We start from the raw sequence: 13579 nt of genomic DNA, 5'->3' as shown, positions 1-13579 counted from the left end.
TCTCGCTCAACGCCCCCGCAAGGGACGCCGTCACGCCGCACAGCTCCGACACGCGCGTACAACACGGGTACAGCCGCCCCCTGTCGCTGCGTCACCACTGGTCACGCTACGCGACCGACGGGACCGTGAGGGGCGTGAAGACGAAACCCATCAATCCCACCGACACCGACAACATTGCCGCGATCCTCGGCCTCGACGACCTCAACGCCGCCGCGCGACGGCTGACGGCCGCGAAGAAGGAACTCGACGCCGTCGTCAACGCCGCGAAGGACAGGAAGCCGCTTCTGCACGCGGCGCTGGAGGAGGTCGGACACGACGACCGGGCGCTCAAGGCCCTTGTGGCGATGGAGGAGAAGGGCGGGCCCGACCACGCCGTGCTCGACGCGCTGATCGTCGGTGCGCCCACGGCCGACGAGGGCCGACTGCGGGAGGCCCGCCTGGAGGCCGCCGCCGAGACCGAGAGCCCCGACCTGGACCGGGTCGGCGCCGCCGTCGATGCGCTGCGGATCGCCGTCGCCGACGCCGACGCCCTGAAGGGCACCGCGGCCGCCGACGCCCACAGCAGGGCCGAACTGCTCCAGGCGGCGCTCAGCCACAGTGACCGCCACGCCGACGACACGGCCTGCCCGGTCTGCGGCACGGAACAGGTCCTGGGCCGGGAGTGGGCCGGGCGTGCCGAGGCGCAAATCGCCGCCCTCCTGCGCGAAGCCGAAGCCGTGCGCGAGGCAGAGGCCCGTCTGCGGACCGCGACGCGCGCCCTGCACGACCTGGTCCTCCCGCCGCGGGAGACTCCGGCCGCGCTCGCCGAGCCGTGGAGGGCCTGGGGTGACTGCCGGCGGATCACCGACCCCGCCGAACTCGCCGAGCGCGCCCTCAAGACGGCGGTGACGCTGACGGACGCGTGCGCGATCGTGGCCGGTGCGGCGCGCGAGGAACTGGCGGCCATGGACGAGCGCTGGCACGCCGTCGTCAGTCTGCTCGCGGAGTGGACGAACCTCTCCCGGGAGGGGGAGGCCGTCAAGCCCCGCCGGACGGCGGTCAACGCCGCCCTCACCTGGGTCAGGAAGCTCACCACCGAGGTCCGCGACCTGCGTGTCGCCGCCTTCGCCGGCCACACGCTGCGGATCTGGGAGAAGCTCCGCCAGCAGAGCAGCGTCGACCTGACCCACGTCGGCCTGCACGGCAGCGAGCGGGCCAACGTCCGTAAGCTGGTCATGGACGTTACCGTCGACGACACCGAGGCGGCCTCTGCCCTGGGCGTCATGAGCCAGGGCGAACTTCACTCGCTCGCCCTCTCCCTGTTCCTGCCCCGCACCACCACCGCTGACAGCCCCTTCGGCTTCGTCGTCATCGACGACCCCGTGCAGTCCATGGACCCGGCGAAGGTCGACGGCCTGGCCCAGGTGCTCGACGAACTCGGCCGTGACCGGCAGGTCGTCGTCTTCACCCACGACACCCGGCTTCCGCACGCCTTCCGCAGCCAGGGCCTGCCGGTGACCGTGCTCAAGGTGGAGCGCGACGAGAGGTCCAAGGTGCACGTCACCTGCGGAACCGACCCGGTCAAGGAGGCCGTCGACAACGCCATGGCCCTCGCCCGCACGGAGAACTGCTCCGAGACGGCCCTGCGCCACGTCCTGCCGTCCCTGTGCCGCGAGGCCCTGGCCACGGCGATCGTCGAGGTGGCCTGGCTCCGCCGCAACCGCACCGGCCTCCCCGCCGAACACATCCAGTCCGCCATCGACACGACCGAACGGCTCCTCCCGCTCGCGTCCTTCGCCCTCTTCGACGACGGCCTCGTCCACCCCGACGAGGAGGTCCGGAGCAGGCTCCGCGCCCTCTACGGCAACGAGAGCACGACTCTGATCCACCAGTGTCAGCAGGGCGCCCACCCCGGCGGGTTCCTCCCGCACGACCCGGTCGCCTTCGTCCGGCGGGTCGAGGTCCTCGCCGCCCGCATCCGCACCCCGGAGGTGAACGCCTGATGCCCGCCACCCGCACCGGTGCCGTCACCGCCCTCCTCGCGACCGCCGACGCCATCCTCGCCGAGAATTTTGACGGCGGCGGTCCCCTGACTCCGGCAGGCCGTGTCCGCGGTGCGGCCTACGCCCTCCGGATCGCCCTGGAAGCAGCCGTCGACGCGACCCTCGCGGCTGAGGAAGCCGGGCTCGGCACCATCAGCATGCGCGCGAAGCTGCTCTGTCTGCGCCACTACGCCGGCCCGGCTCTGGCTCATCGCGTCAACGCCCTCTGGAACCGGCTCAGCGAGGCCTGCAAGTACCACCACGACGAGATGGGGCCGCGTCACGCCCAGGTGCACACCTGGCGGGCGGCCGTCGGGACGCTTGTCGCGGAACTCGGCGCAGCCAAAGTGGTGGTGGCGTCCCCACAGCAGGCGGGCACGTAGAGGACCAGCGGTATCGGGCTCCGGACCGGGGAACCGCCGCACCGGCCGATAGGGTTTCGCGCTGTGGAAATCGGATCTTTGGTTGAGCAATGCGACGGCAATGCCGTACGCCGGGTAGGTACCGTTCGTTCGCTGGATGAGAGGGAAGTCGTCGTGGAATGGATGGGGGGTGAAAGGGAGTACTTGCCCCTACCTGTACCGGAGTCAGTGAGGACGCTCGTCCCAGGGACCGTCCGGCACAAGGCCGCTACCGACCTCGCCGCACTGCAAAGCGAGTTCGAGGCCGACCCCGTGAAGATCCTGGCAGAACTGGTCCGTGAAACAGGTGAGCGGACCACCATGACCGCACTGCGGAAGCAAGTCGAAGGGCTGGGCATCGATACAGGGGGTATCGCCGATCAGTGGGGCCATACACGTCGGCTGCTCCTGGCTGTACCGAATGTCAAGCGAGACGGACAGAACGGCTTGCGATGGGATGGGGCCGGAAGCAAGGCAGCGAGCTCAGGCAGGCACCTGTCGGCGTCCGAGGCGCTCGCAGCGTTGGTGAGCGGCACCCGCAAGACGAAGGACACCAAGCAGTCGTTGTCCGCCGCCGTATCCGCCGGGCTCGACGCGTTGTCACCGTACGAACTCCTCGCGGCGCACGCGCGTGGCGTACCGGTGACCGAGTGGCCGCGCCAGTGGACGAAGTCCCACCCAGAGCGCGTCCCTGAAGAGATCCGCCTGATCGCCGCCGAGCACATCATCGAGATGTCACGCGCCCGGAGCCGCATCGTGCTCCCCGGCACCGAGCCCAGCCCACCCGCGATCAAAGCGGCGGAGATCCCCTCCTCCCTCGAACTCCTGACGCTGCTCGTCCCTCTCGTCGCGATGCCCGTGTCGAGTCCTGCTGCGGACAAGGCGGCCAAGGCTCTCAGCGGTGAGCACGCATGGAACGCCCTGCGCACGGTAATGGAGCGCTTCAAGCAGGCGTTGTCCGTCAGCTCCGAATCCGAGGATTCGCAAGACCGAGAGGAACGGTTGACGTCTCTCTCGACCAGGGCCGGAGGACTCCTGAAGACGGCACTGAAGAAGCGGCCCAGGGAGGACGACCTTCCATGGCTGGACTCTGCGGAGGAGATGGCCTTCCGGGCCTGCACGCTGCTTGCGGATCCCCGCATGTCGGAGCAACGGAACCGACCCGTGCGGGAGTGGGCCCAGCACGTAGCCGACCACCCGGGCATTCCGGCTGAGATCCGGGAAGCAGCCAGAGCAGTCCAGGACGTCGCTTCGGCCGAAGCCGCCGACGCGGCGGAGGCGGACGGTACGGGCGACGGCGACGAGAGGACCGAGGAAGGCCGGGAAGCCGAGGCCGTACCCGAAGCGCTCACGGTCTCTGTGGAGGAGACCGAGTCCACGGACATCGAGGGTGAAGGCGACGTCGGCACCGTCGGGTCCGCGGAAGCCACGACCGTGAGTGACGAACCCCTCCAGGAGGAGACGGAGGACACCTCAGACGGGACATCCGAAGCGGCGCAGGAGCCCGAGCGGGATTCACAAGCCGAGATCGAGGCTCTCAAGCGCCTGCTGGAGGAGGAACGAAGCAGTGCCGAGACGGCTCGTGCCGAGCACGAGCGGCGGCACCGGGACGCCTCGGACGCGCTGGCCGAGGCGGCAGCGACGGTGAATCGGTTGCGGCTCCGCATCACGGACGAGGAGAAGCACCGCGCCGAGGCCGAGGCACGTGCCCGCGCCGCCGAGGCCACGGCGGAGTCCGTGCAGCGAGGCCTGGAAGAGGCAGAGCAGCGCGTGGAGGCGATGACACGTCAGCTCCGGCGGCGGGACGACGAGCTTCGACAGGCCCGGCAGACCGCGCGCGGGGCCTCACAGGCGCAGTTGCGCCAGGCCAGGATCGACACGCTGCGCGTGCTCGCCGCAGGGCTCACCGAAGTAGCGGACCAGGCGATCCACGAAGACGACGAGACAGGGCCGGCCCACGCTCTGTACCGCAGAATCCTGGCACGCGCGGCAGCAGCGGGGGTGCTGGACGTGGGAGCACTCGGAGAAGAGACGGACTACGACCCGGTGATGCACCGAGCCCCGGGTGGACCGGCGGCACGCGTGGTGGTGGAACGGCCCGGCTTTGTATGGCAGGGCCCGCGCGAGCCCGAGCCCGTCGTGCTGGAACAGGCTCTTGTCCGCGGGGTCGAGCAGTAGGGCAAGGCAGTTGAAATCCGCTGCCGGGACCGAGGATCCCGCCAGCCAGTGTCCAGGGAGGACATCGGTGCAGTACGACAAGCCCTTGATCGGTATCGACTTCGGTACCGCGACCACCCTGGTGAGCCAGCGGCTTCCCGGCGGCTCTCCGGAGATCGTGCCGGTCGGTCACGGTACATCCTGGATGCCGAGCGTGATCGCCGTATCCCCTTCCGGTGACCTTCTGTTCGGCGAAGGCGCCGAGGCGGCGGCCGGGGCGTCGGCGCTGCGGTCGGTGAAGCAGTGCATCACTCTCGATCTGACGCCGGACGAGTTGCCGGGCCGGGAGGGGGCCGGCTCGGTCCGGCACTCTGCCGACAACATGATCGAGCAGTTGCTGAAGCACGTACTGCTGCGTGCCAGGGCCGCCGGAGCGGACACCGAGGACGCCCACTTCCGCCTCGCCTGTCCCGCGATCTGGGACGGACCACGGCGCAGGCGGCTCGCCACCCTGGCCAGGGCCGCGGGTATCCCCGTGGCCATCGGGGACGTCGTCGACGAGCCCGTGGCCGCCGGACTCGCCTGGTCGGAGGGGCTCTACTGGGAACTCGGCGAGGAGCGGCCCGACGGAACCACGCTGGTCTTCGACTTCGGCGGGGGTACTCTCGACATCGCCGTGGTCGAGGTCACCGAGTCGCTCCAGGACGGCGCTCCCGAGCTCACCGTGCTCTCGGCGCGCGGTGTGGCCAGGGCCGGTGATGATCTGGACCTCCGGATCGCCCGGGATCTGGAACAGGATCTGAAGACGCAGGGCATTGTGGTGGACCGACTGCCCGACCCCGCCACCGTCAGGGCGCTGATCCTGGCGGCAGCCCGACGGCTCAAGGTGCTGCTCTCCGAGACACGGTACGACGAACAAGCGGTCCCGGTAGGCGGTGGATACACCAACCTGCCCCTGCTCACCTACACGCGCGGGCGGCTGGAGGAGGCATTCCAGCCACAGATGCTGGAAGCCCTGGAGTATGTCAGGGCCGCCCTGTGCGAGGCACGGCTGCGTCGGCGTACCACGCCCGACATCGAGCGTCTCAGGCGTATGCCATTGCGGGAACTGGCGACCGATGTGCAGCATGTGCTGCTCGCCGGTGGCATGTCCCAGGTGCCGTTGGTACGCAGGCTTTTCGAGGAGAACTTCTCCCAGGCGCAGGTGGAGTTCGACAGGTCCCTGGAATCACCGGAACAGTCGGTCGTGACCGGCATGGTGGTGCACAACTACCACCGGCTCAACCTCCCCAGGCCCGGATTCGACCTGGTGCTGGAGTGGGACGACCTGGGCGGAGGCCTGCGCAGCGAGCTGCTCTATCCGGCCTTCCAGCCCCTCTACGAGCCGCACCGGGTGGTGCGCGGGGAGGAACTGGCCCACCGCTGGCGGGGGACACCGGAGGTCCATCGGGTCACCAAAGGCCGGCTCCGGGCGAAGGCCGTGGACGGGGAGCCGATGGACTTCTCGGTGGACGGAACCGCACTGCCGTATCTGCTCGTCGAACTCCACCCGAGGACAGCCTTCTCGCTCGCCCTGCGGCTCAACGGGGAAATGGTCGTCCACGATTCGACCGCCCGGCCCATGATTTTCAGGGTGGAGCGGTGGCCCGTGCTCCGGAAGGGAGGGCAGGAGGCCATCCGTCTGACGCCGGTGCGGAAGGACGCCTTGGTGCACCAGCGGGCGTCCTTCACCGACATGTATTCCCATCCGTGGCAGTGAGGTGCCCGACGGTGGCCCGGAGCTGTCCTGGGTCACCGCCGGACATCCGGTCGATCACCGTCCACCGGCCGGTCAGTCGCCCTCGACCAGGACGAGGGCAACCGTCTCGGTGGAGAGACTGAAGCGGGCCTCCCGCTCCATCTGCGCCAGGAGAACGTCCCGCCGGGTCTCCAGGTGAGTCGCCCGGCTCTCGTAGAGGCGCCGGATGGATGGGTGGCTCACCTCCTGGGCGAGACGACGGGACCGCGAGATCTTCACATGGAAGGTGTCGCTCACCGTGGCGCGACGGCCCTCGGCCAGCCGCGTGTTCTCGGCTTCGTAGAGCCGCTTGGTCATGCGTTCCTGCACGGCCGCAAGCGCCTGCACCTCTTCCAGGACCTCGGTGAGCAACGTGTCGACATCGGCGGGTAGCTCCCTCCCGGCATTGGTGAGTTCACCGCGGGCGAGAGAAGTGAGCAGCGCGGTCCCGACCTCGGGTACCTCCCGCATCGTCCGGATGTCGACCGCGGTGGTCCACAGCTCGCGGCGCGAACGAGTGCCGTCCGTACGCGCCAGCCGGACCTCCACCAGATAGTGGGAGCCGGGCGGCAGGCCGGGCAGCCGGACCCGCCCGTAACGCAGGAGCGGCTCGGGGTGCTGCTCGTACCACCACTGGGCGGTGCGCACCAGCGGGTGACGGACGCTGAGCAGCGGAGCCCCACTTGCCGACGAGGCGCTTGTGGTCAGACTGAAGCGCGTTGGCGAGTCGCTCTTGAGTCTGGCCAGCAGGTCGTCGCGAGGGTGGGGGAAGGCGCCCGTGTCCATCGCCTCGTACATCACCTTGAGCAGGTCGCCGCTGCCTGACACGTCCACCAGGTGGTCCTGGCGGGGGACGTCGCGCAGCAGTCCGTATCCGCTGTCGGTGAGGAAGGACTCGACAAGTCCACGGATCTCCTGGGGGCCCAGGTAGCGTCCCTTGCCCGGGCTGGATTCGTCGAATCCCTCGATGAGCAGGCCGTCCAAGCCGGTGAGAAGGGCCTGGGCCTCATTCAGGCTCTCCAGGTCCTTCTCACGGTCCACCCGCGCGACCGCGATCCGGTCTACCTGGCGGCGCCGCTGCTCCGTGGAGAGGTGAGGGTCCAGGACGATGCGATGCAACTCCTTCAGGCGCCCGCGCAGGATCGGTTCGAGTTCTCCGATGGAGTCCTGGAAGACACCGATGCGTGTGTAGAGGCGCTGGAAGATGTCGGTCTCGATGGTGCCGGGGACCTGCATGTTGAAGATGAAGATCTTTTCGTGCTGTTGCCCGAACCGGTCGAGCCGTCCGATACGCTGCTCGACCCGCATCGGGTTCCAGGGCAGGTCGTAGTTGACCAGGACGTTGCAGAACTCGAAGTCCAGGCCCTCGCTGCCCACCTCACTCACCAGCAGCAGATCGAACGCCCCGGCACGGAAGTCCTTCATGATGCGCTCACGCTCGGCCGGCGGGGTCTTGCCGTGCATGACCCGTACCTTGAACTCGGGCGTCAGCCTCTCCTCGAGGTACTCCAGGGTGCGGGTGAAGAAGGAGAAGACCATTGCCTGCCGCAGGCCCTTCGTACGGGCGTCACGCAGCATGTCCTTGAAACGCTCGAATTTGGTGTCCACGGGAAGTTCCCGCAACAGAGGGCGCAACGTCGAGAGTTCGTCGGCCTGCTCAGCCATTTCGCGAGCCTGCTCCGCAACCTCGCGGGCGAGACTCTCGGGAGAGGCGGCCGATCTCGTACGGCCGATGTTCGGGGCATCCTCGGAGTCGTCGACGACCTCCGAGTCATAGAGAATTTCCTCGGCGGCCTCCTCCTCGGCCGGCCGCGGGAAGAACCGCTCCCGCAGCCGCTGCTGCATGGCCGGGATACAGCTGGCAGCCTGCCGCAGCCACATCTGCGCGGCGAAGCCTGCGGCCATGCCACTGCGAGCGGCGCGTTCGAGGCACCAGGCGTGCAGACCGTCGTAGAACGCCCGTTCCTGCGGGGTCCAGTGGACCGCGACGTCCTCGGCCTCACGCAGGGCCTTGCGGTCCGGGGTGTCGGCCTTGCGCGTCCGGTTGACGACACCCGCCAGGGCGTTGAGTTCGGCGATGCACCGCCGTGCTTCGGCGCGCTGACGGGAGGACAGCGGTTCACCGGAGCTTAGGAGTTCCCGGAGACGGCGGAACTCCGGTCGCCGGGCGGTGATCTTTCCATACGTGGACGTCTGGACCTGCATGAGCCGGGAGTGCAGAGCCCGAGCACCATCTGCGCTGTCCGCGCGACCCTCGGCGATACCGACGGCCACCGCGTTCAGGTGGCGGTTGGGCTCGAGCTGGTTCTCGAAGACCTTGGGCTCCGGGAAGGACGCCTCGTCGAGGAGGTGAACGAGGTTGTAGAGATCCTGGTTGCCGAGGTTGAGGGGGGTGGCGGAGAGGAAGATCAACGCGTCGGCCCAGTCGGCGAGCAGAGCTGCCGCGGCGTGGCTCCGGCTGCTCGCGTTGCGCAGGTAGTGCGCCTCGTCCACGATCACGAGGTCGAAACGGGGCTGAAGGTCAACGAGTTCATCGAGCTGCCCGGCCCGCCGCAGCCGTTCCAGGGACACCACTCCGGCGAACGGCTCGCTGGTGTCCCCGCTGCGGAACAGCTCCACCAGCTGCGCCATGCCCTCTTTGTCGAGGACACGCAGGTCCCGGTCGAAACGGTCGCGCATCTCGTTCTGCCACTTGGTGACGAGTGCGGCGGGACACACGACGAGCCCTCGAAAATGCGTGCCGCCGCGCCGTCCCGGAGTCCGCCGCAGGTGTGTGCGCTGCTCCAGTTCGTTCCAGATCAGCCCGGCTTCGATGGTCTTACCGAGGCCGACTTCGTCCGCGATCAGCAAGCGCTGGCGGTCCGAACTCATCAGCTTCAGCACGGGCCGGAACTGGTAGGGCCGGAACACCGTGCGGCTCGACTGATACGAGTACACGACATCGGTGAGGGGTGTGCTCAGCTTGGCGAGGGTGAGCGCGAGCGCGGTCCGGTCGGCGGGGGCGGGCGGACGGAGGATCCAGTCCTCCGGGTCGTCCGTACTCGGCGGAAGCGCCTCAAGGTCTTCTTCGAAGGCCATGCGTGAGCGTCCACCGGTCGCGTCCTGCAGCCTGTACTGGACGCCTCCGTCCCGCGTCGGTGTCACCTTGACCACGGTGAAGGTCTCGCGCCCGCCCGCGAGACGGACGAGTTCGCCCCGGGCGAACGCGGGTGCGACCTCTTCGGGGACAGCGGCGCACCAGTCCCTGTACTGGAGGAGGGCCCGGTGCAGCAGGTGACCGTCGTCGATGTCACGAAGGCGCTTTCGTTGGGGAGCGTCGGCGGCCGCACTCTTGCTCAACGCGAATCCGACGAGTATGCGGTCGGTTCGTGACTCGAAGACGTAGATGCCGCTGGGCAGAACGCTCAGGGGGTCGCCGCCGTGTGCTTGCGGCACGGGTTGCTGTCGTGGCGCGGGCACCGGGATCCGTTCGGAGCACTCCGGGCTGTCGTAGAAGAAGTGCTGCGCTTCGCTGAGACCGTCCAAGGCCGTCCCACCGAGCGCTTCTCCCCAAGGGATGTACCGCAGACGAAGCCTGTCGTCGTCGAGTGGCACACCTGCCGCCGGAGGGTTTCCGCCCTCTGACGCTGTTCTCTCCCTCACCCTGTCCCCTCCCCTGTCCCCCTGTCCGGTGAATCCCGAGCGCGCCCAGGAGCTCGAGTGGATCGCCGCCCGCCGCCCGCCGCTCCGGGGGACCGGTATGGCCGGATCTGTCGAGCTGGCCAACGGGGGAGGGGAATGATGTGCTGCCGAGCTACTGCGCGTGCCAGAACCGTTCGGGGAAGCCGGTATGGCCTGAGCAAGGTTACTTGGTGACGGTCGGTGACGACATGTCTTCTGTGCGAAAGCTGCCCCCGGTTGTCGTTCTCCTGAGAGAGTCTTCGCTTGTTCGACTCGTCGCCGGTCTGGACCCGCTCACCGGCGATCCGGACCCCTGTGCCGTAAAGCTCCCCATCACCGACGACTGAGCCACGGGTCAGCGTCGGCCCTGTACCACCGCGAACCGCGCCCCCTCCGGGTCCGCCACCTCGGCGACGCGGCCGTGGTCGGAGTCGTGGGGCCGGGTGAGCACCCGACCGCCGAGGTGGAGGACCTGGTCCACCGCGTCATCGGTGTCGGCCACCGTGAAGTACGTCGTCCAGTGCGGCCCCCGGTCCCGGGGCAGGGCGTCGCCCAGGCCGTGGACGGCGGCGACGGGACGGCCGGCCAGGCGCAGGGTGACGTGGTCGCGGTCGGCGGAGGCCGTGCGCTCCTCCTCGTGGCCGAACACCGTCTCGTAGAACTTGGCCACATGGGTGGTCTCGTATGTCGTCAGCTCGTTCCAGGCAGGGGTGCCGGGTGCGCCGACGAGTGCCTGGCCGGTGTGCGCGGCCGGCTGCCAGATACCGAAGACGGCGCCGCACGGGTCGGAGCCGATCGCCAGGCGTCCGGCGTCGGCGGCGTCCAGCGGGCCCACTCCGATCGTGCCGCCGCAGATACGCACCGCGGCGGCCGTCGTATCCGCGTCGTCCGACGCGAAGTAGGGGGTCCAGGCGACCGGCAGATGCCGGTCGGGGGGCAGCACACCGATGCCGGCCACCGGCTGTCCGTCCAGTAAGGCACGCACGTACGGGCCCAGTTGCTCAGGTCCAGGTCCCGGGCAAAACTCCCAGCCGAACAGCGCCCCGTAGAACCGCTCGGTCGCTTCCAGTCCATGCACCATCAGGCTCACCCAGCAGGGTGTGCCGGGTGCGTACCGAGCGGGCGCCTCACCGTTCGGGCGGGCGTTCCCCCGTGCTTCGGTCATCGTCACTCTTCTCCCGGCCGCTCATGGCGTCGGCCGTGGTCAACTCGCCCCTGTGGAGGCGTAACCCGTCCGCTCGGCGGATCGTTCCCGCACCGGCGCCGACACCGTATGTGCCCGGTACTGTACGCCTCGTGATCGGACCTGCCCGGCCGAGCACAGTAGCCGGACGAGGACGGCTCGGCCACCCCGTGCGCGAAGATGGTGACCATGAACGCCATCATTTCCGCATCCGAACTCGCCGGCGAACTGACGGGCGGGAATCCGCCGGTGCTGCTCGACGTCCGCTGGCAGCTCAGCACGGCCCGGGCGGCCGGGCAACCGCAGTTCGACGGACGGGCCGCGTACCTGGCCGGGCATCTCCCCGGTGCCGTCTTCGTCGACCTGGACGAGGAACTGGCATCCGCGCCGGCCGGACACGGCCGTCATCCGCTGCCGGACCTCGCCGTGTTCGGCGCCGCGATGCGGCGGGCGGGGGTGTCGTCCTCGACGCCGGTCGTCGTGTACGACGGGGGCATGGGCTGGGGCGCCGCCCGCGCGTGGTGGCTGCTGCGCTGGACGGGTCACCCGGATGTGCGGGTCCTCGACGGCGGGCTGCCGGTCTGGGAGGGGCCGTTGGAGACCGCGGTGCCGCAGCCGGCCGAAGGGGACTTCGTGCCGGAGCCCGGGAGGGATGGACTGCTCGACGCCGACGGCGCGGCGCGGCTGGCGCGTTCGGGAGTGCTGCTGGACGCCCGCGCGGGGGAGCGGTACCGGGGTGAGGTCGAGCCGATCGACCGGGTTGGCGGGCACATCCCGGGCGCGGTCTCGGCGCCCACCACGGAGAACGTCGGAGCCGACGGCCGGTTCCGGCCGGGGGAGGAGCTCGGCGCCCGCTTCAGGAGCCTGGGCGTGTCGGCGAGTTCGCCGGTCGGCGTGTACTGCGGCTCGGGCGTCTCCGGCGCCCACGAGGTGCTGGCGCTGGCCGTCGCGGGCATTCCGGCGGCGCTGTACGTCGGTTCCTGGTCGGAGTGGTCGTCGGATCCGCAGCGGCCGGTCGCGGTGGGCCCGGACCCGCAGTAGACGGGAGTGCCGAGGGGGCCCGCCACATGGCGGGTCCCCTCGGGCACCGGCTGCGCGTCAACCGGCCGCGGGCGCGGACGGCACGAAAGGCTTACTCCTGCTTCTTGCGCCGCGTCCCGAACACGATCTCGTCCCAGCTCGGCACAGCCGCGCGGCGGCCCGGGCGGACGCCGTCCGCCTCGGCCTGGCGATCGGTGGAGCCGATCAGACGGTCCCGGTGGCTGGTGACGGCACGCGGCATGAGGACGTCCGCGTAGGCCGAACCCGCGGACGCCGCGGGCGCCGGGGGCTCCTCCGCCTCGGGCTCGGCACCCGGCTCCTCCGTCTCGGGTTCCGGTGTGCGCTCGGGGACCACCAGGTCGCCCCGGAAGCTCGGCACCGCCTCCAGAAGACTGGTCAGGGAGTCCCGCTCGCCCGAGGCGGTGGCCGTGGCGGGTTCCTCGGCGGGCTCGGACACCGGTGCGGGCAGATTCGGCCGCTCGCGGTCTCCGGGGCGGTCCAGCGGACGGTCGCGCGGCAGCCGCGCGATACGCGGGACGAACGGGAAGCTGGGCTCGGGCGCGGCGAGGTCGTCGGACTCGCCGATCAGCGAGCGCGCCTCGTCGTCGACGGCCTGGACGAGCCGCCGGGGCGGGTCGTACGTCCAGCTCGCCGAGTGCGGCTCACCCGCGACCACGTAGACCAGCAGCACTTCCCAGGTGCCGTCGTCGCGGCGCCAGGAGTCCCACTGGACGGTGTCCTTCTCCGCACCGCGCAGCAGCAGCCGCTCCTGCACGGTCTCGCCGAGCGGGGGGCCGGAGTTCTCGCCGGGGCGGCGGACGGGGGTCTTGCGGGCACGCTCTGCCATGAACGCGCGCTCCGCGAGGACGGGGCCCTCGAAGCGGCGTACGCGGTCCACGGGGATGCCGGCCGTCTGCGCGACCTCTTCCGCGGTCGCGCCGGCCCTTATACGTGCCTGGATGTCACGGGGGCGGAGATGGCTCTCCACCTCGATCTCGATCTGGCCGAGACGCGGACGGTCACCGCGCACCGCGGCGCGGAGCCGCTCATCGATCGGAAGCGTGTACTCCGTGCTGTCCGCAGCCTTCAGCACCAGCCGTGTGCCGTCATTCGAGACGGCCACGACACGCAGTTCGGGCATGGGGACCTCCCGGGTGGTGCCTGCCGACGTCACGTGCGTCGCTGCTTCCGCTAGTCGAGTGTGGCCTGCCCGGGTGCAGCCTGCCACAACCTTGCCGAGTTGCCCGGCGTGTCGGGCGCCGGCCCTGGATCGCCGTTATGACACGGTTACCTATTCGCAACGCTAAGTGACCAACTGCGTCAGCGTGTGCAACTAGCC

Annotated in this window: 8 protein-coding genes; 5 read left to right on the top strand and 3 right to left on the bottom strand. The window is 69.8% G+C overall.

Annotated elements, in window-relative coordinates:
- Window positions 1–134: 134 nt before the first annotated feature.
- From HTV45_RS25100 to HTV45_RS25085, 4 genes are all read left to right on the top strand, one after another.
- Complete coding sequence (locus tag HTV45_RS25100; protein WP_215208144.1) at window positions 135–1982, top strand: hypothetical protein; 1848 nt, start codon at window positions 135–137, stop codon at window positions 1980–1982.
- Complete coding sequence (locus HTV45_RS25095) at window positions 1982–2404, top strand: hypothetical protein (protein ID WP_215208143.1); 423 nt, start codon at window positions 1982–1984, stop codon at window positions 2402–2404. The genes HTV45_RS25100 and HTV45_RS25095 overlap by 1 nt, the downstream gene beginning before the upstream one ends.
- Before the next feature lie 63 nt (window positions 2405–2467).
- The gene (locus tag HTV45_RS25090) at window positions 2468–4600 is read left to right on the top strand and encodes a hypothetical protein (RefSeq protein WP_215208142.1); all 2133 of its coding nucleotides are present in this window, start codon (window positions 2468–2470) and stop codon (window positions 4598–4600) included.
- Window positions 4601–4667: 67 nt separating this feature from the next.
- Complete coding sequence (locus HTV45_RS25085) at window positions 4668–6338, top strand: Hsp70 family protein (RefSeq protein ID WP_215208141.1); 1671 nt, start codon at window positions 4668–4670, stop codon at window positions 6336–6338.
- A gap of 72 nt (window positions 6339–6410) precedes the next feature.
- Here the strand turns inward: HTV45_RS25085 and HTV45_RS25080 are convergent, their stop codons facing one another.
- Window positions 6411–9881 (bottom strand): helicase-related protein, encoded by a 3471-nt coding sequence (locus tag HTV45_RS25080; RefSeq protein ID WP_215208140.1) that lies wholly within the window; start codon window positions 9879–9881, stop codon window positions 6411–6413.
- Between the two features lie 490 nt (window positions 9882–10371).
- Complete coding sequence (locus HTV45_RS25075; RefSeq protein ID WP_215208139.1) at window positions 10372–11181, bottom strand: VOC family protein; 810 nt, start codon at window positions 11179–11181, stop codon at window positions 10372–10374.
- A 207-nt stretch (window positions 11182–11388) separates the two neighbouring features.
- Between HTV45_RS25075 and HTV45_RS25070 the strand changes: the two genes are divergently transcribed.
- Window positions 11389–12240 (top strand): sulfurtransferase, encoded by an 852-nt coding sequence (locus HTV45_RS25070; RefSeq protein ID WP_215208138.1) that lies wholly within the window; start codon window positions 11389–11391, stop codon window positions 12238–12240.
- Window positions 12241–12331: 91 nt separating this feature from the next.
- Here HTV45_RS25070 and sepH read toward each other — a convergent pair whose 3' ends face one another.
- Window positions 12332–13381 (bottom strand): septation protein SepH, encoded by a 1050-nt coding sequence (gene sepH / locus HTV45_RS25065; protein ID WP_215208137.1) that lies wholly within the window; start codon window positions 13379–13381, stop codon window positions 12332–12334.
- Between the last annotated feature and the right edge of the window lie 198 nt (window positions 13382–13579).

The organism is Streptomyces sp. CHD11, from assembly GCF_018638295.1.
Taxonomy (GTDB): Bacteria; Actinomycetota; Actinomycetes; order Streptomycetales; family Streptomycetaceae; genus Streptomyces.
This window is presented reverse-complemented; position numbering and strand designations above follow the sequence as displayed.